This window comes from Halomonas sp., from assembly GCF_029263665.1.
Lineage (GTDB): Bacteria > Pseudomonadota > Gammaproteobacteria > Pseudomonadales > Halomonadaceae > Halomonas.
This window is the reverse complement of record NZ_JAJUFQ010000012.1, coordinates 100,116-121,558: the sequence shown is the minus strand read 5'-3', so window position 1 is coordinate 121,558 and position 21,443 is coordinate 100,116. Positions and strand designations below refer to the sequence as shown.

General features: G+C 55.9%; 20 protein-coding genes. 14 read left to right on the top strand and 6 right to left on the bottom strand.

What is annotated here, in order from left to right; translation table 11 throughout:
* Positions 1-2: 2 nt before the first annotated feature.
* The 3 genes from Q1K07_RS13355 to Q1K07_RS13345 all read left to right on the top strand — a co-directional run bounded on the left by Q1K07_RS13355 (position 3) and on the right by Q1K07_RS13345 (position 3,638).
* On the top strand, positions 3-1,511 hold the full coding sequence (locus Q1K07_RS13355) for a tripartite tricarboxylate transporter permease (protein ID WP_300311623.1): 1,509 nt from the start codon (positions 3-5) through the stop codon (positions 1,509-1,511).
* Between the two features lie 151 nt (positions 1,512-1,662).
* Positions 1,663-2,676, top strand: a complete 1,014-nt coding sequence (locus tag Q1K07_RS13350; protein WP_300311621.1) for an amidohydrolase family protein — start codon at positions 1,663-1,665, stop codon at positions 2,674-2,676.
* Positions 2,677-2,693: 17 nt separating this feature from the next.
* A complete protein-coding gene (locus Q1K07_RS13345) occupies positions 2,694-3,638 on the top strand; it encodes a tripartite tricarboxylate transporter substrate binding protein (RefSeq protein ID WP_300311619.1) in 945 nt (314 codons plus the stop codon).
* A gap of 20 nt (positions 3,639-3,658) precedes the next feature.
* Here Q1K07_RS13345 and Q1K07_RS13340 read toward each other — a convergent pair whose 3' ends face one another.
* On the bottom strand, positions 3,659-4,540 hold the full coding sequence (locus Q1K07_RS13340; protein ID WP_300311616.1) for a LysR family transcriptional regulator: 882 nt from the start codon (positions 4,538-4,540) through the stop codon (positions 3,659-3,661).
* 151 nt (positions 4,541-4,691) lie between these two features.
* Here Q1K07_RS13340 and Q1K07_RS13335 point away from each other — a divergent pair, with 151 nt between their 5' ends.
* From Q1K07_RS13335 to Q1K07_RS13305, 7 genes are all read left to right on the top strand, one after another.
* Entirely contained in the window at positions 4,692-5,684 is a 993-nt protein-coding gene (locus tag Q1K07_RS13335) for a hydroxyacid dehydrogenase (protein WP_300311614.1), read from the top strand.
* Positions 5,685-5,770: 86 nt separating this feature from the next.
* Complete coding sequence (locus Q1K07_RS13330; protein ID WP_300311612.1) at positions 5,771-6,445, top strand: RraA family protein; 675 nt, start codon at positions 5,771-5,773, stop codon at positions 6,443-6,445.
* A gap of 282 nt (positions 6,446-6,727) precedes the next feature.
* Positions 6,728-7,714: a TRAP transporter substrate-binding protein DctP gene (dctP, locus tag Q1K07_RS13325; protein WP_300311610.1), complete on the top strand. Its 987-nt coding sequence runs from the start codon at positions 6,728-6,730 to the stop codon at positions 7,712-7,714.
* A 13-nt stretch (positions 7,715-7,727) separates the two neighbouring features.
* Positions 7,728-8,252: a TRAP transporter small permease gene (locus Q1K07_RS13320; RefSeq protein WP_300311608.1), complete on the top strand. Its 525-nt coding sequence runs from the start codon at positions 7,728-7,730 to the stop codon at positions 8,250-8,252.
* On the top strand, positions 8,252-9,547 hold the full coding sequence (locus tag Q1K07_RS13315) for a TRAP transporter large permease (RefSeq protein ID WP_300311606.1): 1,296 nt from the start codon (positions 8,252-8,254) through the stop codon (positions 9,545-9,547). The genes Q1K07_RS13320 and Q1K07_RS13315 overlap by 1 nt, the downstream gene beginning before the upstream one ends.
* Before the next feature lie 3 nt (positions 9,548-9,550).
* The gene (locus Q1K07_RS13310; RefSeq protein ID WP_300311604.1) at positions 9,551-10,498 is read left to right on the top strand and encodes an SMP-30/gluconolactonase/LRE family protein; all 948 of its coding nucleotides are present in this window, start codon (positions 9,551-9,553) and stop codon (positions 10,496-10,498) included.
* A gap of 4 nt (positions 10,499-10,502) precedes the next feature.
* A complete protein-coding gene (locus Q1K07_RS13305) occupies positions 10,503-11,654 on the top strand; it encodes an alpha-hydroxy acid oxidase (RefSeq protein WP_300311601.1) in 1,152 nt (383 codons plus the stop codon).
* A 54-nt stretch (positions 11,655-11,708) separates the two neighbouring features.
* Here the strand turns inward: Q1K07_RS13305 and Q1K07_RS13300 are convergent, their stop codons facing one another.
* From Q1K07_RS13300 to Q1K07_RS13290, 3 genes are all read right to left on the bottom strand, one after another.
* Positions 11,709-11,858 carry a type II toxin-antitoxin system VapB family antitoxin gene (locus Q1K07_RS13300; protein ID WP_300311599.1) on the bottom strand — a complete coding sequence of 50 codons (150 nt, stop codon included), beginning with the start codon at positions 11,856-11,858 and terminating at the stop codon, positions 11,709-11,711.
* A 58-nt stretch (positions 11,859-11,916) separates the two neighbouring features.
* Entirely contained in the window at positions 11,917-14,025 is a 2,109-nt protein-coding gene (gene fusA, locus Q1K07_RS13295) for an elongation factor G (protein ID WP_300311597.1), read from the bottom strand.
* Positions 14,026-14,130: 105 nt separating this feature from the next.
* Entirely contained in the window at positions 14,131-15,033 is a 903-nt protein-coding gene (locus Q1K07_RS13290; protein WP_300311595.1) for a LysR substrate-binding domain-containing protein, read from the bottom strand.
* A gap of 57 nt (positions 15,034-15,090) precedes the next feature.
* Between Q1K07_RS13290 and Q1K07_RS13285 the strand changes: the two genes are divergently transcribed.
* The 4 genes from Q1K07_RS13285 to Q1K07_RS13270 all read left to right on the top strand — a co-directional run bounded on the left by Q1K07_RS13285 (position 15,091) and on the right by Q1K07_RS13270 (position 19,419).
* Positions 15,091-16,065 (top strand): DMT family transporter, encoded by a 975-nt coding sequence (locus Q1K07_RS13285; protein ID WP_300311593.1) that lies wholly within the window; start codon positions 15,091-15,093, stop codon positions 16,063-16,065.
* A gap of 346 nt (positions 16,066-16,411) precedes the next feature.
* A complete protein-coding gene (locus Q1K07_RS13280) occupies positions 16,412-17,938 on the top strand; it encodes a methyl-accepting chemotaxis protein (RefSeq protein ID WP_366945075.1) in 1,527 nt (508 codons plus the stop codon).
* A 143-nt stretch (positions 17,939-18,081) separates the two neighbouring features.
* Positions 18,082-18,471 (top strand): ester cyclase, encoded by a 390-nt coding sequence (locus Q1K07_RS13275; protein WP_300311591.1) that lies wholly within the window; start codon positions 18,082-18,084, stop codon positions 18,469-18,471.
* A gap of 558 nt (positions 18,472-19,029) precedes the next feature.
* Positions 19,030-19,419 carry an ester cyclase gene (locus Q1K07_RS13270; RefSeq protein ID WP_300311589.1) on the top strand — a complete coding sequence of 130 codons (390 nt, stop codon included), beginning with the start codon at positions 19,030-19,032 and terminating at the stop codon, positions 19,417-19,419.
* 125 nt (positions 19,420-19,544) lie between these two features.
* Here the strand turns inward: Q1K07_RS13270 and Q1K07_RS13265 are convergent, their stop codons facing one another.
* Together Q1K07_RS13265 and Q1K07_RS13260 are read right to left on the bottom strand one after the other, a co-directional pair.
* Positions 19,545-20,366, bottom strand: coding sequence for a hypothetical protein (locus Q1K07_RS13265; protein ID WP_300311587.1), 822 nt, complete (start codon positions 20,364-20,366; stop codon positions 19,545-19,547).
* A 106-nt stretch (positions 20,367-20,472) separates the two neighbouring features.
* On the bottom strand, positions 20,473-21,261 hold the full coding sequence (locus Q1K07_RS13260) for a hypothetical protein (protein ID WP_300311585.1): 789 nt from the start codon (positions 21,259-21,261) through the stop codon (positions 20,473-20,475).
* Positions 21,262-21,443 lie beyond the last annotated feature (182 nt).

Genomic DNA, 21,443 nt, shown 5'->3' with positions numbered 1-21,443 from the left:
TCATGTATGAAAACCTGATCAACGCACTGCCTGCAGTGCTATCACTAGGTAATCTACTCGCTGTCGTCATTGGCGTAATCGCGGGAATCTGTGTTGGAGCCCTGCCCGGGCTGAGCGCCACCATGGCGATTTCGGTGCTCATCCCCTTCACTTTCGGCATGGACCCACTCGTCGCACTGGGCATGATGGCCGGGATCTATAACGGCGCCATGTATGGAGGGTCGATTCCTGCCGTACTCTTGCGCATTCCAGGCACACCTGCGGCAGTCGCTACCAGCTTCGATGGCTACCCCATGGCCCAGCAGGGGCGTGGCGGATACGCGCTTCAAGTGGCGGTGGTGTCATCTTCCCTTGGCGGTATCGCCTCCGCACTGGTACTGATGCTACTGGCACCTCCCCTGGCCAAGGTCACGCTGTTGTTCGGCCCTTCGGAAATCTTCTGGGTAGCGGTCTTCGGCATGTCCGCCATTGTCTTTCTGCTTGGCGGCGACGTCATCAAAGGATTGATCAGCGCAGCCTTCGGCGTCTTTATCTCGCTGATCGGTATCGACACGATAACCGGCTATGACCGCTACACCTTCGGTCACCTTGAACTTCTGGATGGCATCAACATCGTCGTACTGCTGGTGGGGCTCTACGCACTGCCGCCGGCCGTTGCGCTACTCGAAGAAGTTCGCGACCTGGATACCGCCAATACAGGTCGCTTGAACACCACCAGCATCTGGCAGGCTATCCCTGGCATGCTGAAATATTGGAAGACATGGATACGCTCCTCCGTGATCGGCGTATTCGTGGGCATTCTGCCTGGCGCCGGTGGCTCCATGGCCGCCTTCCTCAGCTACAATGAAGCCCGCCGAGCCTCCAAAAACCCACAAGACTGGGGCAAAGGAGAACCAGAAGGGGTCGCCGCCTCTGAAACCTCAAATAACGCAGACACTGCCGCGGCACTCATTCCTGCCCTGACCTTGGGTATTCCAGGAACCGCGGTAGCCGCCGTCATGCTCGGAGGGCTGCTCATCCACGGTCTCCAGCCTGGCCCCATGCTGTTCCGCGACAACCCCGACATTGTCTTTGGCTTCATGTGGCAATTCTTGTTTGCCGCAATCCTGCTGATTGCCTTGGGCGGAGCCTTGGCCACGAACAGCTTTGCCCAGGTCCTGCGCCTGCCTCGTCCCCTGCTTGGCGCGATCATCCTGGCTCTCATCTTCATCGGCGTCTATTCGATCAACGGGCGTATGTTCGATGTCTATCTGATGATGGGCTTCGGACTCATCGGCTACTTCATGGATAAACTGAAGTTCCCGCTGCCGCCTGTCGTGCTGGGACTTATCCTTGGCGGTTTTGCCGAACAAAACCTGAGGCTTGCTCTCCGAATCGGTGGAGGGGACTGGAGCATCCTCGCATCCAGTGTCGCATCCAAGATCATCATCGCCATGATATTGATCGTTGTTTTCATGCCTCTGATTTCGCGTGGAATACGTCGACTCAAGGCGCGGCCAGACGCCGGATAGTCCTGTCTGTTCCGCGGCGGCTACCCACCGCCGCGGAAGCGGGATGGTTCTTTCTTCCGTTCCGACCCCCCTCGCCAGCCCGACGACCCTCTCTCCAGCCTGATGCTCCTCATCAACAGGACTGTCGATTCCGACCACAAGGACACAAGCGATGTCACCGGCATCTCCCCATCCCATGATTCGAGAAGCGTGGCTGGCTTGCCACAAAGAGCCGATCCTGGAACCAGAGCAGATGATTCTGGATGCCCATCACCACCTATGGGATCGGGAAGAAAGTCGTTATGGGAGCGAAGAGTTCCTTGCCGACATCCGCCAGGGACATGACGTTCGCGCCAGCCTGTATGTTCAATGCCGAACCGGCTATAGAACCTCCGGGCCAGAACCACTGCGGCCACTCGGTGAGGTAGAGACCATCAGCCAGTGGAGCACTCATTCACCGAACTATCCTATCGGCATTGTTGCCTTCGCTGACTTGATGATGGGGAAGAACGTGCGCGGAATACTCGATGCGCTCCACGATCTTGCCCCCGACACGCTGCGCGGTATTCGCAATACCACCGCCTACCATCCAGATCCCGCCGTGCGTTCCAACCCGAGGCCCGCAGCAGATGGCCTGCTCCGTTCGGATGCCTTCAAAAGCGGTGCCATCGAAGTATCGAAGGCGGGCCTGACTCTCGATATCTGGGCCTATCAGACACAGCTGCACGAGGTCGCGGCACTAGCATGCGCGATCCCTGATCTTGTGGTTGTCATTGACCATTGCGGTGGCCCACTGGGTGTCGGGCCATATCGCCAGCGAACACGGGCCAATTTCCTGGCATGGCAAGAGGCGCTGAAACCGCTGGCACAGCTCCCCAATACTCGCATCAAGATCGGAGGGTTTGGGCTCGCCGTCTTTGGCAACGATTACCACCTTAACCCGACACCTCCCAGCTCCCAAAAGCTGGCTGCTGACTGGCGGCCTTACTTCGAGACCTGCCTCGACCTGTTTGGCCCGGAACGTTCCATGTTGGAAAGCAACTTTCCCGTCGACAAGGGCATGTTTTCCTACGTCTCGCTGTGGAATGCCTTTAAACGGCTTACCCAAGGTTTCAGTCAAGACGAGAAAGATGACCTGTTCTGGCAAACCGCTACCAAAACCTATGACCTCGATTTTCAGGGTTAATCAAGAAGGGAAATGACATGTTGAAGAGAACCGTCACCGCCATACTGTTTTCTGTATTGAGCACCTCCGCCATGGCGGATTATCCCGACAAGCCCATTGAGATCATTGTGGGTTATTCTGCTGGAGGCGGTACCGATGTTCTGGCCCGCACGCTAGCGAAACACCTCCAGCAGGAGCTGGGAGATGACGCCAGCATCGTCATCAAGAACCAGCCTGGCGCTGGTGGTCAGATCGGTTTCACCAGTGTTGCAGCGGCAAAACCGGATGGCTATACGCTAGGCACCTTCAATCTTCCGGCGGCACTGGCACTGACCTACGACCGCCATGCTGCCTACAACACGGAAAGCTTCGATTACCTGGCCAATGTCGTTCACGATCCCAACACCATCGTTGTCAGCCAAGACTCGCCTTACAAGACCCTGGACGAGTTGCTGCAGGCTGCAAGGGAAAATTCGAGCGGCCTGAGTGTCGGGCTCTCTTCACTGGGTGGGAATGATCACTTCAGTGCATTGCTGATGGAAGACGCCGCAGATGTTCACTTCAACCTTATTCCATTCGAAGGCGCCTCAATGGCACGCACTGCACTGCTTGGTGGTCACGTGGCAGCAGGCACGATGGCATTGAGCCAGACCATCGGCTTTGAAGACGAGCTTCGGGTTCTCGCCGTGCTGGATGACAAGCGCTCCTCGCTTGCCCGCAACATTCCTACAGCCAAGGAACAAGGCTACGACGTCGAGATGGGGTCCTACCGAGGATTCGTCGCCCCGGCGGATCTTCCCACGGACATCAAGTCCAAGCTGATGACGGCTTTCTCGCGACTCTCGGAGAATCCAGACTTTCGTCAAGAGCTGGCCAAACAAGGTAACTTGCCCGACATCACGACAGGAGATGAGTACCAGCAACTAGCCACAGAGCAATCCGATATTGCGAAAGCATTATGGGAAAGTCATGCATGGAAATAGTGGGCCAAAGTACATGCTTCTTAAATATATACGCCAAACTCTTCGGATAACTCAGCCAACTTGTTATGCAGCGCCACCAGCAGTTCGGTCTTCGCCGAATTGGCGCGCTGTACGGTGCCGATCTGTCGGAAGACCTGGGGATTACCGAAAGGCAGCTTCAACATATCCCTGCCGTTCTCCCGAACGGCAATATCCGGGACAACCGCTGCCCCCAGGCCTGCCGACACGCATTCGACAATGGCAGGAATCGTGTCTATTTCAGCGATATGTTTCACCTTGATGCCTTGATTGGTCAGCTCATTGTTGATGAGGGCCGCGAGAGGAACATCACAGGCGAAATGGACGAATGGAAGACTTTCCAGCAGCTCTCTCGTCGGCATTGATGGCGTCCCCGGAGGTGCGATGACAACCAGCGGTTCACGCAGAAAAGGCGCCCAGGAAAGATGGCGGGAAACCCCGGCATGCTCTGCGACGATAGCCAGGTCCAGGCGCCCTGCGTTGACATCACTCAGGAGCCCGGAAGACATCCCGACACGTAGATCGACATGCAGCTCGGGATACTCCTTGCGCAGTGCCACGATGGCTCGCGGCAACAAACCGATGGTGCTGGTGCGCACCGAGCCGATGCTGAGAGAGCTGGCGATGCTGCTGCCCTTCAACGAAAGGCGGGTCTCCTCGACCATATTCAGAATCTGCTTGGCCGTTTCCAATAGCTGCAGACCATGAAGATTCAAGCTCGGCGGCCGGGTCTCGCGGTTGAACAACGGCGTATCGAACTCCTGCTCCAATGCCAGGATCTGCTGACTGACAGCCGAGGGCGTCAGGTTCACCTCGCGAGCGGCTCTGGCAAAAGTGCCGTACTCAGAGATCGCGACCAGAGTACGTAACTGACGTGTATCCATCTCCCCTCTCCTCGTTAAATTTTTCTTCACATATAGAACAGTATAAGTCGCTTTAATACAAAAAAATTATCTGTAATCTAAACAAACACAACGATCAACGCCAGCGCCTACCTACCAGTATGTCGCTGCAAGAAAGAGGGAGAGCCAAGGATTGAGCAAGCAGCCAACGATACTTGTCACGGGCCCTTATCTGGCAGATGAAGCCCGCCAGCTTGCCGAACAGGCAGGCTACAGCGTATGTCACACCCCCCCCTACCCTGCGACAGACGTTCTCATTGAGCATATCGAGCGCCATGATCCGGTCGGCATCGTCTCCCGCATGGGCCAGTTCGGTGCTGAAGCCATTGCCGCCGGACGGTCTCTGAAAGTCATCTCCAAGCATGGAGCGGGTGTCGATAACATCGACGTCAACGCCGCAACCCAGCATGGCATTCAGGTCATCCGCGCTGCCGGAGGCAATGCCGTCTCTGTGGCCGAACATGCCGTTGCCCTGATGTTTGCAACGGTCAAGCAGCTACTGCCGCTGGATGCAGGCATGCGGGAAGGTCGCTGGGAAAAGGCCGGATTTCTTGGTCGCGAACTCGCCGGCATGCGACTCGGCCTGATTGGAGCTGGAGCCATCGCCTCATCCGTCGTGAAACTGGTGCAGGGCTTGGGCCTGGATGTCTCGATCTACGATCCCTATGCCCCGTCAGAAGCCATCAGCGCACTGGGAGCACGCCATGTCGAAGATATCGAAACCTTGCTGAGCCAGTCCGACATTCTCAGCCTGCACTGCCCGTTGACCGAAAGTAATGCCCATCTGCTCAATGCAGAAACCCTCGCCCTGATGCCAGCTGGCAGCTATATCATCAATACGTCTCGAGGCGGGTTGATCGATGAAAAGGCACTCTTGGCAGCGCTTGAGAGCGGACATATTGCCGGTGCCGGCCTGGACACTTTCGAACAGGAGCCTCCTTCAGGCATCAACCCGCTGTCGCAATCCAGCCGCGTCATTCTCACTCCACACATTGCTGGTGTTACCCAAGAAGCCGGAACCCGCGTCGGCGTACTCGCAGTGAATGGGATCGTGGACTTCCTTGCCGGAAAGCCCCTGCCACAGGCTCGATTGGCCAATGTCATCACAGAGTTTTCCACCTCCTGACCCATTCTGCTCCCAATACTCAATAAGACCTTTTGCGATACCAGCCCCATTACTTACAGCACCAGCCTTAACTACGGAGTGAAGCCATGACAGTCGGCAACAGAATCCTTCCACGCACACGTCGCGTCGACGAGAAACTCGTCAGCGCCTTCGCTCAACTGCCTGTTGCAGTGGTCAGCGACAGCATGTCGCGTGTCTTTGCCGGAGGACCGAACCTGCGCCCGATGCACCGAGATGGCAGCCTTGCCGGCGTTGCACTCACGGTGCGCTGTCGCCCTGGCGACAACCTGATGCTGCATAAGGCAATCGACTTGGCACAGCCCGGTGACGTCATTGTCTGCGATGCAGGTGGCGATACGACCAACGCGCTGATGGGAGAGCTGATGCTGGCGTATGCGGTCAAGAAAGGTATCGCTGGATTCATACTCAATGGCGCGCTCCGCGATCTGGATGGTTTCCGTGAAACGAACCTTCCTACCTTCGCGATCGGTGTGACACACCGGGGTCCCTACAAGAATGGCCCAGGCGAAATCAATACACCGATCAACCTGGGAGGCATGGTCATTGAATCGGGAGATCTGATCCTCGGCGATAGCGACGGTGTTCTCGCTGTTCCCTTCGACGATGCCGAGACGGTACTGAAGGCTGCACAAGCCAAGCAGGCAGCCGAAGAAAACCAGATGGCTGCGATCCATGCCGGAAAGAACGATCGTACCTGGGTGGATGCAGCACTCAAGGCCACAGGATGCGAGATGGTCTGAACAGACACTCAGAGATGGTGACGTTGCTTCAAGACCACGTTTCACGTCGCATCGGTATCACGTACAACCAAGCCACATATTGCAGCGTCACATCTCGTTCAGGGATACATCATCTCGATATCCATCGCACGATTCTCCAGACTTTTCGTGCCATCAAGGCTTCAATAAAGACTATCTGCCCTCTTTCAAGCGACATGTCATACATAAAAACCAAACATAATGACGGCGATTTAGAAAAGAAATTCACCCATAACACCAATCGTCATTTTTCAGGAGCACGCCGTGAAATTCTCCAAGCACTACCTGCTTGCAGGTTTACTGCTCTTCACTAACGCAATATCAGGCACGGTTCAGGCTGAAACCTGGACGGGTTATACCTACTCGGCCGTTTCCACCACGGCAGCCGTTCAAGGCATGCAGCGGATCGCAGATCGCGTCAAGCAAGAGACGGACAATGATCTGTCCATCACACTGCACCTGGGCAAGACACTACAAATCGCTTCCACCGATATCACCCAAGCGGTTGGAGACGGCATCGTAGACTTTGCAGGCGACCTCTATCTTGCTGGAAATATTCCCATCGCCCGAGTCCTCAATCTTCCTCTGTTGATCAACAATGAAGAAGAGTGGGAGAAAGCCTATACCGTCATGAAGCCCTACCTGGACAGTGCATTTTCCCGCCAGGGCATTACTTATCTCGGCAGCTACCGCTATCCACAGCAGGTCGTCTTTACCCGCTTCGAGATGAACTCTCTCGACGATCTGGCCAACCACAAGATTCGCGTGACATCTCCGGAACAAGGCGCATTTATCGATGCCTTTGGCGGCTCCCCTATCACGCTGTCAGGATCAGAGGTTCCAACCGCTCTGGAAAGAGGCGTCATTGATGGGGTCATTACCGCCAGTGCGGGCGGCGCCAAGAACTGGCACGAGTTCCTGCCCTATAACTACCGAATCCCCGTCAACTATACCTTCAGTGCCATCATCGCCAACGACACCGCCCACCAGAACCTGCCAGATACCACCCGCGATGCGCTTGACCGAATCGTCAACGAGGAAGCCCAGAGGATCACTCAGGACTTCATCGCAGATGAAAAAAAACAGAAAAAGAGCCAAGCCAGTGCAGGCATGAAAATCATGGAAGCTTCTCCAGAAGACATGCGCATAGCCCGAGAGGCGATGGCCCCTTGGTGGCATGAGTGGGCCAAGGAGGCAGGGCCAGAATACGAGCAGGCCCTCAAGGATATCTTGACGACCCTCGGCAAGTAACGGGAGACCTCACATGAGTCAGACCAATTCCAAAAAAGCCAGTCAGACAGGCTCATCCGGATCGATCTTCGATACCATTGCGCTGTGTGTTCGCTTCTTGTCGGGACTTATCCTGGTGCTCCTGGTGGCGCTGATATCTGCCGAGATCATCTCTCGATTCTTCTTCAATTATTCATTGAAGGTTGTGGATGAAATTGCAGGATATCTTGTCGTGGCTCTGACCCTTTTCGGGGCCAGCCTGGCATTACGAGACAAACGTCTCTTTCAGGTTAGCTTTTTATTGAACAAGCTACCCTCTGCTGCACAGAAATATCTGAACTACGTTTACCTGATCATTTCCCTGGGTGTTTGCAGCATACTTATCTGGAATACTTTGCAGCTTGTCCTCAGCTCGTTCAATTGGGGAAATTTCGCACCGACCAACTTGATGACACCGTTATGGATTCCACAACTCGTGCTACCCATTGGTAGTTGCTTTATCGCCATTTTTCTCATCGAACGCGCTATCCTCTCACTGCGCACCGGAGGGCATGACTGATGGATGCTCTCATTGCATTCGGCATCTTGTTGATCCTGATTATCGGCGGCCTTTGGGTCCAGTTTGCGGTAGGCGCTGCAGCATTGACCTACCTCTGGCTGATGGAAGGCACCTCCGCCTGGAAGGCCCTCGGCCTGGTTAGCTGGGGCTCTGCCAACAGCTTCACCCTGGCTGCTATCCCGCTGTTCATTCTGATGGCGGAAATCCTGCTGGCCAGCGGCTTGAGTAGCCGTCTCTATAATGGCATCGCCCCTTTCATGCGGCGTCTTCCCGGCGGCCTGCTTCACACCAATATCGTCGGCAGTGGTGTCTTCGCGGCTGTCGCTGGCGGCAGCGCACCAACGGCAGCAGCGATGTCTACCGTTGCTCTGCCGTCACTGACGTCGCGCGGCTATGACCGTCGCTTCGTGGCCGGCTCTCTCGCTGCCGGTGGCACGCTGGGCATTCTGATTCCGCCCTCGATCACCATGATCATCTATGCCACGTTCACCGAGACATCCATCGCCAAGCTGTTCGCCGCGGGGCTCGTACCAGGCATTCTGCTCGGGGCCTTCTATAGTCTCCTCATCATTGCCCGAGCCCTTTCCAACCCAGGGCTCGCACCTCAGGACACCAGCCACCGAAAGCTCGGGGACTACCTACGAGCAGCACTCGATGTCTTTCCGTTCACCGTCTTGATCGTGTTCATTCTGGGCAGCATCTATGCCGGTCTTGCGACTCCGACCGAAGCAGGGGCACTTGGCGTCATTGGAGCAATACTGATCTCGGCTCTCTACGGCAGACTCAACATCGACATGTTGAAGTCCGCGCTTTCCCGCACTCTGACGATGAGCGGTAACGTGCTGTTCATCGTATTCATTTCGATGCTCTTCGCTTACGCATCGGCACTTTCCGGGGTGGGCGAAGCGTTGGTTGACCAGGTCGCAGAGGCCGGCCTGTCGCCGACCGCCATGCTTCTGATTCTGGTAGTGGTCTTTGCCATCCTGGGATGTTTCATGGAAGGACTGGGCATGATCGCCATCATCGTGCCAGTCATATTTCCCACACTCATGGCCATGGGCATCGATCCCATCTGGTTCGGTGTCTTTGTCGTCATTCTGGTCGAGCTCGGACAACTGACACCGCCCCTTGGCGTTATTCTGTTCGTCGTTGCCAGCTCGGATTCCAGGACCCGCGTCGAAGACGTAGTGATGGGTGTGCTGCCCTTCTTCGCGATCATTCTGACCTTTCTTGTCCTCCTGATCGCTTTTCCTGATATTGCACTTTGGCTTCCCAACCTGACCTCTGGAGGTTGATTCATGGCGTTTCCTCATCCCGACCCCATCCTGATCGAGGCAGAGGTCTTCACCGCATTGCCGGATTCCCTGCGCAACACAGGCAAGCCTTCATACTGGGCAGACAAGAACCGCCGGGGAGCTACCGTCGACAGCTTTATCGAAGGCCCCTCTTTCGATCTGGAAGGCAACCTCTGGTTCGTCGACATTCCCTTCGGCAGAATTTTCCGCGCCTCCCCAGAGGGGCATATTGAATTGATCAGCCAGTATGACGGGCAGCCTAACGGTCTGAAGATCGATGCAGAAGGGCGCATTTTCATCGCCGACTTCCAGAACGGCATCATGACGCTCGATCCAGACACAGGTGAAGTGACAACGGCTCTGGGAGACGCGGACACCGAAGGCTTCAAGGGATGCAACGACCTGCATTTCGGTCCCGACGGTGCCCTCTATTTCACCGACCAGGGGCAGACCGGCCTGCATGACCCCAGCGGCCGCGTGTACCGCTGGTTGCCTGACAGCGGCCGCCTGGAATGCCTTATCGACAAGGTTCCCAGCCCCAATGGACTCGTGCTGGATACCAGCGGTCATACCCTCTACGTCGCCGTTACCCGCGCCAACGCTGTTTGGCGCCTGCCTCTGTCGCAAAGTCAGCGGGTAGTCAAAGCCGGGCTGTTCCTGCAGTTCTCGGGAGGCCGTGCAGGTCCGGATGGGTTGGCCCTGACGCGTGACAACGGCGTTGTCGTGTGTCAAACCGGCATGGGCCTCGTCTGGGTGCACGATGCTCTCGGCATCCCCATCGCCGTTGTGAAGTCACCCAAGGGACTAGGCACGACGAACTGTGCATTCGGCGGACCCGAGGGGCGCACGCTGTATATCACAGAATCGGACTCAGGCTCGATCCTGCGTGCCGAACTTCCGGTAAGCGGCTATCCCATGGCTTCAGGCTGGGGCAAGCCTGGGAGCCATTGATGTCATGATATTGAATCTCGATGACTACGAATCAGCGGCGCGGCGTCGCCTTCCTCGTCCACTCTTTCACTACATCGCGGGTGCAGCCGAAACATCGGCATCCTTGCATGACAACCAGGCAGCACTGAGCGAGTTGAAGCTTGTCCCTAGGGTTCTGCGCGGTGTCGAGGGACGCACAACCGAGAGCCCGCTGTTCGATGAAACCTGGTCGGTTCCTTTCGGGATTGCACCGATGGGCATCAGCGCATTGATGGCCTTCGATGGCGACAATACTGCGGCCCGGGTCGCCTACCGCGAGAAGATGCCTTATATCTTGAGCGGTTCATCTCTCACCAAGATGGAAGACATCATAAAAGCCAACCCGAATGCATGGTTTCAAGCCTACATTCCTGGGGAAGAGGACAAGATCGATGCATTGCTTGAGCGAGTCGAAAAGGCAGGTTATCGCACCCTGGTTCTGACGGCAGACACCGCGGTTCTTGCCAATCGGGAAAATAACCTTCGTGCTGGATTTTCCACTCCTTTGAGACTGACGCCACGCATGGTCTGGGACTTCGCCATAAAGCCACGCTGGGTCCTCACGACATTCGTGAGAACGCTATTTCACAGCGGCATGCTGCATTTCGAGAACTCAAGCGCCCAACGCGGGGCGCCGATTGTCTCGAAGCATGTCGCTCGCGACTTCGGACGCAAGGACCACCTGAACTGGGAGCATGTCCAGACCATTCGCCGCCAGTGGCGAGGCAAGCTCATTCTGAAGGGGTTGCTGTCACACAGAGATGTCGCTCTGGCACGGGATATCGGCTGCGATGGTGTGATTCTCTCCAACCACGGAGGGCGCCAGCTCGATCACGCCATTTCCGCGATCCGAGCCCTGCCGATGGCAAAAGCGGTGGCCGGTGATATGCCCGTCATGATCGACGGCGGTATAAGGAGAGGGACAGATGTCATCAAGGCCATGGCCCTGGGTGCTGATTTCGTTTTCATCGGCAGACCATTTCTCTATGCCTCCACGATCGGCGGGGAACCGTCTCTCGAACACGCCATACAGATCATGAAAACGGAAATTCATAGAGACCTGGGTCTACTCGGCCTGTGTCGAATTGAGGAGATCACCTCTGAATTACTGTTTGACCCGGCAGCCCTCCCTACATGACCCCACGTCCCTCTCTATGTACCCCACGCCCCTCTCTATGTAACCCCACGCCCCTTACTCGCGACGGCGCGGTATGTCCTGCGTGTCCGGTGCAGCGGCGCCTAGGGCGGCAAGACGACGGGCTGCCTGTACACGCACATAGGTCTTCAACGCCTCTCGCAAGAGGTCCGACGGATTGTCTAGCCCTGGGTCGGCCACTTCCAACGCCTGTTCGTATCAGGCGTCATCCATCGTGACAGTGATGCGCATGGCAATACCTCATCTAATGATCCTGCTCGTCATCAGGTGAACGATACGCCTTGATCAGTCGCTTCTGCACGCTCTCCGGTACCGGCTCATAGTGGCTGAACCGCAGGCTGTAGGTGCCGGCTCCGCCGGTCATGGCATTGAGGCGGCTCGGATAATCGAGCACCTCGGCGAGCGGTACCAAAGCCTGGAAGCTGACCTGGTCCCCCAGGCTACGGGTGTCGAGAATACGCCCGCGGCTTGTTGTGAGATCAGCGGTGAGATCGCCCATGGCGCCACCGGGAGCATCCACGGCGAGTTCTGCCAAAGGCTCCAGCACCAGAGGGCTGGCCTTGCCCACGGCATCCAGAAAAGCCTTGCGACCCGCAATCACAAAGGCGATTTCCTTGGAGTCCACCGGATGCGTCTTGCCATCGAGCACCGTGACGCGTACGTCCTGCAGCGGATAGCCTGCCAGGGCACCGCTGGCCATGGCCTGACGCACGCCTTTCTCCACCGCCGGCAACAACGATGACGGAATAGCCCCGCCGCGGATGGTATCGCTGAACTCGAAGCCAGCCCCGCGGGACAGGGGCTCCACCTTCAGGAACACTTCGCCGAACTGGCCAGCGCCGCCGGTCTGCTTCTTGTGCCGGCAGTGTCCTTCTGCAGGCGCGGCGATGGTCTCGCGGTAAGCAATGGAAGGTATGCTGGTCGTCACCTCTATCCTGAAACGCTGGCCAAGTCGCTCCAGGGCTGTATTCAGGTGCAGCTCGCCGAGCCCTCGCAGCACCGTTTCCTGCGTCACGCCATCCCGCGCGACCTCAAGCCCCGGATCTTCCTCCACCAGTTTGGCCAGAGCTTCGGAGAGGCGCTGCTCATCGCCATGGCGGGTGGTCTGAATCGCCAGGCCAAATACTGGAGCCGGCAGAGCCACCGGGCGCAAGCGGATATGGTCTTCATCGTGGGAATCATGCAGCACGCTATCCAGCGTAGCTTCCTCCACCTTGGTCAAGGCGCAGAGTTCGCCGGGCCCACAACGCTCCACCTCTTGAGGGCGACGCCCCTGAAAACGCAATAGCGTGCCCACTCGAAACGGCTTGCGGGCGTCCCCGGCAAATAGCCGAGTGTCGCGAGTAACAGTGCCTTGATGCACGCGAAACAAGGCCACCTTGCCCAGGTAAGGGTCATGTTCGATACGCACCACATGCGCCAGCACATGGGCCTCGGGATCGGGCTGGGCCAGGAACTCGGTTTCTTGCTTGATCTCGGTCTCTTGCTTGAGTTCTGTCTCTTCCTTGAGCCCTGTCTCTTTCTGGACCTCCGCGCGTAAAAAAGGAGGCGGGTTGCCCTCCAGCGGATTGGGCATCATGCGTTCGAAGACATTCAGCAGTTCCACGACCCCGGCGCCGCTGGTCGCTGAGACAAAGCAGATCGGCACCAGATGGCCCTGGCGCAGGGCGGCCTCGAAAGGATCATGCAGCTGGGCCGGCTCAAGGGCCTCGCCCTGCTCCAGATATAGCGCCATCAGCTCTTCATCCAGTTCCACGACCTGGTCCACCAGCATCTCGTGGACATCCGCCACCGAACCGAAATCCGACTCGCCATCGGGAGCGAAGAAACAATCCACCACTCGACTCGCTCCCTGAGCCGGAAGATTGAGAGGCAAGCATTCCGGCCCGAACTGTTCGCGCAGGCTTTCCAGCAATGCCGGCAAGCGCTCGGGAGCGGCATCGATACGATTGATGACGATCAGCCGGCACAGACCACGCTCCGCGAGCCACTGCATCATCCGCCGGGCACTGACGTCGATACCACGTTCAGCATCAATGACCACGGCCACCGTTTCCACGGCAGGCAAAATGGAGAGCGCCATGCCCTGAAAGTCGGCGTAACCAGGCGTATCGATCAGATTGATATGCGCCTCGCCCCAGGTGAGCCCCATGGGCGTGGCGGTGATGGAGTGTTCGAGCATGGCCTCCTGAGCCTGGCTATCGCCAAGGGGAGTGCCCTTGCGCAGTTGGCTGGTTTCACTTTCTCCAGCCGCCTCCAGCAACGCTTCGGCCAATCGCGTCTTGCCTACCCCGGCCTGGCCGGCCAGAGCGATATTGCGAATCCGTTCGGGACCTCGTTCGACGTCGCTCATCGGAGCACCCTCCAGGCAGTGGCAGCCTTAAAAGGGTAGCAGCTGGAGCGCTTATCGGATCTATCGACGAATGGCCAGATTCCTTTCGAGAAACGGCCAACTTCCTCACCCTTCTTTGCGTCTTTCTTCTTTGCGCCGTTCCCCTTCACCTCTAGGCGAGAGTTCTTCGCGAATCAACTCGGCCAGACGCCGGGCAGGTTCGGTGGGACGCCGCGCAGCCAGGTGCAAGGCCAGTTCCACGGCAGGCAGCGGTGGCAGGCCACTACTCTCGTCCAGCACTCGCAACTGCGCGGTCAGCATGCTGCGGGTCACCACCACGATGGCCAGGCCGGCCTGCACGATCGGCGCCAATCCTGCCATCGACTGGCTGGTATAGGCCACGCGCCAATCACGGCCGGTCGTGGCCAGTGCCTGTTCGACCACTTCGTAGCACCAATCGACGCCGGGGGCATACAGCGCCAGTGGCAAGGGATCGATCAGCGGGGGCTGCCGCTCCAGCCCTACGGCCCAGACCAGAGGTTCGCGGCGGATCACCTCGCCCCCAGGAGCATGGCGCTGGCGACTGACCAGTGCCATGTCCAGCTCATCGGCACGTACCTGCTCCACCAACGAGGCGCTGTTGCCACAAGTCACCTGCAGCCGCACCTCGGGATAGAGCTGATGAAACCAGGAGAACACCGACGTCAGCAGGATCGCGTAGTCTTCGGGAATCCCTAGATTCAACTCCCCCGTCACCCGCCTGCTGCGCATATCAGCCAGCGCTTCATCGTTGAGCGCGAGCAGGCGACGAGCGTGCCCCAGTAAGCGCTCACCATCAGCCGTGAAGCGTAGCTTCCGCCCTTCCCGTTCATGCAGCGCCACGCCCAACGCTTCTTCCAGGCGCTGCAACTGCATGCTGACAGTGGACTGGGTATAGGCCAAACGCCGCGCAGCGGCAGTGACACCTCCGGTATCGGCGACAGCCACCAGGGTACGCAGCAGGGTCAAATCGAGAGTCGGGGCACGCATCAATACATCACCCATCTTGATGAATAAGATCAATAAAGATCGTTTTCATGATGAATCATGGCTGATTATGCTGCTGGCGTCATCCACCCGGAAACAGGAGCTTCGACCATGCAGGCCCAGACGCCCCGCCCCTATTCCTCCACCTGGCACGGCACCGGTGCCGCCCTGTTGGCGGTGGTGCTGTGGGCGCTGATACCGTTGCTGGTGGCCTCGGCCGAAGGGCTGCCACCATTGCGGCTTTCCACACTGGCACTGCTGGCCGGCGCACTGGCGACCCTACCCATGGCACGCCGTCGGCACCGGGGCGAAGCATCCTGGCCACTGAGCCGCGAGTTGGCTGTCTACGGCGGAGTATCGTTGCTGATCGCACTGGCAGTGGGCGGCTGCTTCATGAGCTTTTCCCTGGTCCCGGCCGCCGAAGCGGCGTTGATCACTTATACCTGGCCGGTGTTCTTCCTGCTGGCAAGCCAATGGCTAACGACGAAGCGCTTGACGCTGACCACGCTGATCGGGGCCTTGCTGGCGTTCTCCGGCGCTGCCCTGCTGGTCGCGCCTCAGGCACTGGCGAGTGGTCTGTCCGGACACTGGCATGGCTATCTGCTGGCACTGCTCGCTGCACTGTGCTGGGCACTTTATTCTCTGGCCTGCCAGGTTCCCGGTTATCGCCTCAGCCAGCGCCTACCGCACATGCTGCTGATCGCCAGCCTGATCACCGGTGCCGCCAGCCTGGCTCTCGAAGGAATGAGTGCCATGCCCTCACCCACGGCACTGCTGGCCACAGCCGTTCTCGGACTCGGCCCTTATGGCATCGCCATGCTGGCCTGGGGACGCGCTCTGCAAGCGCCGCAAGCCCAGCGCCTGGGCAACCTGGCCCATGCCGTACCCGTGCTGGCGACCCTGTTCCTGATGTTGGCCGGGGTGGCAACGCCGGACTGGCGCTTGCCGCTATCCGCTGGCCTGGTGGTATGGGGCAGCATCGTCGCCAGCGCCGGAGCGAAGCCCAACGCACCGAAAGGCAGCCAATTCGGATAGCTCACGAATCGGAAGCGCCCCACCATTAAAGTAATTTCTCATTCGGCCGACACTCCATGTATGAGTCGATGATTGCATCATCTGAATACTGGATGGGCTTGCGAGTATCGCGCCATTGACACTCGGAGCATAAATGCCGGAACGCTGCTCTGAGGACAGAAGACCGCCTCACCAGTGGGTTGCCACCTCAGGTAGGCCTCGAGAGGATATCGAAATAGATACTTTAGACATGAAACACCCTCGGCCCGCCTCGACAATGCATGAGCCGGCCCCACATCCTGTTCACTCGCATGCTGCCTTTTCAACCACACCGCAGGAATTCAATTTCCCCGATAACGTTACGCTGATGTCCACCACGGATACCAGCAGCCACGTGACCTATGCCAATGAGGCTTTCCTACGTGTCAGTGGTTTCACCCGCGCAGAGCTTCTTGGCCAACCCCACAACATCGTTCGGCACCCGGACATGCCCAGGGAAGCATTTGCCGACATGTGGGCGACTCTCAAGTCTGGGGATGCCTGGACGGCACTCGTCAAGAACCGCCGGGCCAACGGCGATTACTACTGGGTTCGAGCGAACGTTACCCCCATTCGACGCGATGGCCAGACCGTAGGCTACATGTCGGTACGTACGCGTCCCGATCGCGCGGAGATAGAAGCGACCGAATCACTCTACAAGCGGTTTAGAGAAGGCACGGTCCGTGGCAAGGCTTTTCATAAGGGGCTCATTGTTCGCCGAGGGCTGCTTGGCTTCACTCGTTGGGGGCAGTTGATGCCCGTTCGCTGGCGGCTCCGTATTGCCCTGGGATGCGTGGCGGCATCCTCGGTCGCAGGCAGTTTGACGATCGGCGACATGGGGCATCTGCTGATTCCTGCCATACCTGTCTTCGTGGTCGCATGCCTGGCCAGCCTGTGGCTCGAAAAGCAAATAGCGAAACCCCTGACCCAAGCGCTTGATCAAGCGAAAGCTGCGGCAGCCGGACAACCCGGTGCCAACATCAACATGAACCGTGTCGATGAGATCGGGATGATCATGCGTGCGGTGAACCAGGCAGGGCTGAATCTTCGCTCGCTTGTCGACGATGTCGCCACACAAACCAGTGGCCTTCATCAATCCAGCGGACAGGTTGCCAACAGAAACAAGAACCTTTCCAAGCGCGTCACCGACACACAGCTCAAATTGCACGAGACCGCAGCCGCTGCAGAACAGATCACGACGGCTGTAGAGCAAAGCGCCACGAACGCACGTTCTGCTCGGGACCTGTCGACCGGCGCACATCATGCTGCAGAACATGGCAGGCAAGTCGTCGACCAGGTTGTTCAATCGATGTCAGGTATCGCTGCCGCGTCGGCTGAGATTAGTGAAATCAACAACCTGATCAACAGCATCGCATTCCAAACCAATATCCTGGCATTGAACGCAGCCGTTGAGGCCGCACGTGCAGGAGAGGCAGGACGCGGTTTCGCGGTTGTTGCAGAAGAGGTCCGCAATCTGGCTCAACGCTCGGCAGTCGCAGCGGCTGATATCAAGATTCTGATCGACAAAAGCGTCCAGCAAACCTCCGAAGGATCAAGGCTTGCCACTCAAGCCGGCACGACGATGGGAGATGTCGTTGCCGAAGTCCAGCACGCCAACACTCTGATATCGGAGATTTCCACCAATGCACAGGAGCAAAGCATCGGGATTGCCCAGATCAGCCAGGCAGTCGCCGACCTGGGGCGCATTACCCTGCAGAACGCTGACCTGGTACAGGAATCCTCCGATTCCGCCCATGACCTTTTCGCTCATACCGCCATGCTCAACAGCACGATTAGTGTCTTCGAACAGAACCGGCAGAACACACCCGCTGCATCCACGACCATCACGCCATGAGCCATGCTCGAAGGGGGTGGTGAAACCAGCTTGCGGCGAGAAGGTGACACCAGGAAATATATCGCAGCCACAAAGCGGGCACTGACTTGCAGGATGACCTCACCCGACTACATTGAGCGGGGTGCAAGCAAGGAGGTAACGCCATGAACAGCGACGAACTGTCGGCCCGCTATCGCGGCTACATCGAATGCCTGAACCAACAGGACTGGGACAACCTGGGGCGCTATGTCAGCGAGAACGTCAGCCACAATGGCAAAACCCTAGGCCTGAGTGGCTATCGCGCCATGCTGGAAGGCGACTTTGCAGCCATTCCGGACCTTCACTTCAACGTCGCCCTGCTCGTCTCACAACCCCCGCATATCGCCAGCCGCCTGAAATTCGATTGCACCCCCATCGGCATGCTGTTCGGGCTCCCCGTCAACGGCAAGCCCGTGCAATTCGAAGAGAATGTGTTCTATGAATTCGATGATGATGGAAGGATCAAGGCCGTGTGGTCGATCATCGACAAGAGTGCTATTGCTGAGCAGGTATGAGGGTTGTTGACACTTTAAGGTGTCAGCAGGTTTTCTCAATCACACTACTAATGGCAATGCACTTTCCCAACGCTATTATCCATATGGCAGCACTGCCCAGGAGGAGAGCTTTTCCGGCATCCACCACCGTGAGCCAATGCTGTACCACTCACCAACACCAAAGCAATTGCAACAATAAAAATTTTCATAACATCCCCTACGCGCACTATTTTTTATATATACACATTAATTAAAAACAACGTTTCCTGACCTCTATCCCTCCTCGCTCTTGAGATATCTTTCACATCAGAAATTTAGCGCGTTTCAGCAAAAAATAAAAGTTAACACAGATGAAACAGCGCTAGCCATTTGTAGAATAAAGACTCATCTGACTTTCTCATTACTGATTTCACAGAGCTTGGTGTAAGCACTTACTTTCGTGATTCTCTAGAAGTTTCTGCGACTTCCTTCTCCGATCCTTCAAGAACGGCTTCCTGACGCACCTGACAAGCGAGTACTTACTTACAAGATACCTCCACCCTGAAACATTGAGCGGGAGCAAGTGAATGAGGTAAAGCAATGAACAGCGACGAACTGTCGGCCCGCTATCGCGGCTACATCGAATGCCTGAACCAACAGGACTGGGACAACCTGGGACACTATGTCAGCGAGAACGTCAGCCATAGTGGGAAAGCCCTAGGGCTGAGCGGCTACCGTGCCATGCTGGAAGGTGATTTTGCGGCCATTGCGAATCTCTACTTTGACGTCGCCCTGCTGGTCTCACAGCCCCCACATATCGCCAGCCGCCTGCAGTTCAACTGCCCCCCCATCGGCATGCTGTTCGGGCTCCCCGTCAACGGTAAGCCCGTACAATTCGAAGAGAATGTGTTCTATGAATTCGATGATGATGGAAGGATCAAGGCCGTGTGGTCGATCATCGACAAGAGTGCCATTGCTGAGCAGGTTTGAGGGTTGTTGGGAGCTTTGGGTCTAGTAGAGACTGACGTCTCTTTTCGGCCAAAAGCTGCCTTTTAGGTGTCTCTGATATAACGCTTGCTTAAGGGGCGCCGTAGGCGTCCCATTTGAAGCACTTGTTAGCCGCTGATTTGTTTGTAAGTATCACCGACTTTAACAAATGTCCTTCTTTTGACCCTCATTGGCTCATCAATTAATGCTTGCACAGGGATGATTTGACTAATATCTGTTAAATCACCGACATTGAACTCAAAAGCTCCTTTGCTATTCAAATACCTACTTTCTACACCGAAAGAAATCCTAAATTCCATTTGCCATGAATATTTAGAATCTTTAGTGTATAAACCTATCGCCCCCGAATAGTTTTCTAAATCTTTGTAGCCTACCAATCCATATCCGTCATGGAAAAACTTAGAGCCAAAAGCGGAAGCCGCGGAAGCCTCTTGAGCCAATGCTGTATTGATGCGTTTTGAGAATTCTGTAGAATTGTTTATCAGAAGCATATGTGAGCCAAATTCAAGAAATCGCTTATCAAAGATAATCTGATTGTCTATTTCACCTGGAATCACCCCGTCTTGGCCATCAGCCAATGCCCCCATACAAAACAGCATAGTATTTTTTGGTCGCGGAAACTTCGCTGTAAGTATTGCTTCAGAACCTAGGTCCATTTCCTCTCCATTATTTATCTTAAGAGAAAGAGTAGTGAAGCCTTTTTCATTTGGACCAGCACGTAAGATACCGTATATTTCTTCCAGTTCATCGACTCTTAGTGCTAGTGACTCTTCATCTTTTAAGTTAGAAAAATAATCCAAGCTATTCATATACAAAAGACCTTTCTGCATTTGCAGAAGCCTTTCATATGATGAAACTTTGAATAACAACAAAAACTCAGTTTGTGGTGGTTCTGACTCAAAAAAATCTTGGCTATTTTCAATTTTCATATTTAACTCGATGCTGAACTATGGTGGCGGCTAACGCCCGCCACCACCGGTGGCAAAACCGCGCGAAGCAGAGGTATTGGCATCTGGTGCATGGCCTAGTTAGTGATCAAAGTAATGCCGACAGTGCGGGTATGAAAGGAGCAACGACCGTCATATGATTCGCTGCAGAAGTCATAAATTGCTTGTATGCAGCAGCGAATCCGGATGCCCCCCGAGCACTCCTCATTTCTTCAACGCATATCTTGAGAGCTTCCTTCTGATCAATATCTGCCTCATCGATTGCAGTCATCAGATCAGCAAAAATGGCATCTGTGCCTTCTATATGCTGATTTACGTTTGAAGATTCTACTGAAATATTACTTCCAGAAACATTGCTTATCGAGATATTGGAAGTTTTATTATTCACGGGAATTCCATTCTCAAGTTTGTATAGATCTGATTCTTTTAATGAATTTAAAGTGCTTCTCACCACTTGCGCCAAACGCATCTGATCCTTGAACATCACTACCATTTGCTTAAATGCCCAGCAGTTTAGTTCGTACTCTTCATGAACTTTTTTCGCTTCTTCGATAACGGGCATCAGATCAGAGTCAATCCAAGATCCGTTAAACCTATCGATGACACAGGTTAGGGTTGGATAGGTATTTACGTCGTAATTGATTGAGAGCAGCGCATCGGACATGAAAAGCCCCATGTCGCGTCCAACACTATATATTCTTTCGAAGAAAGACCGTTTCCTGTCATCGAGGATCTTGTGAAGATTGCGCTCCCAATCTTCATTGTTTTTCATATGGGCCCAATCCCTGTCCTTGCCATGAAACTCCTCACCGATGGCTAGCAGCCTGGCAATTTTCCCTTCAACTTCCTTAAAATCCCCACGGATGTCGGTTGTCATTTGTACTCCAATTTTTATTTGTCGCTAATAGGTATTAGATAGCCCGCTCGTTTATTGACTTGAATGAGCGTGCGTGTTCAGCATTTTTATGCCGCCACATCAAGCCATTATTTTTTCGACGTTTTTTCTGGTGTGGCTATATAATACCAATAAACGAGCATGCTGCCTTTGCCAGCATGGCC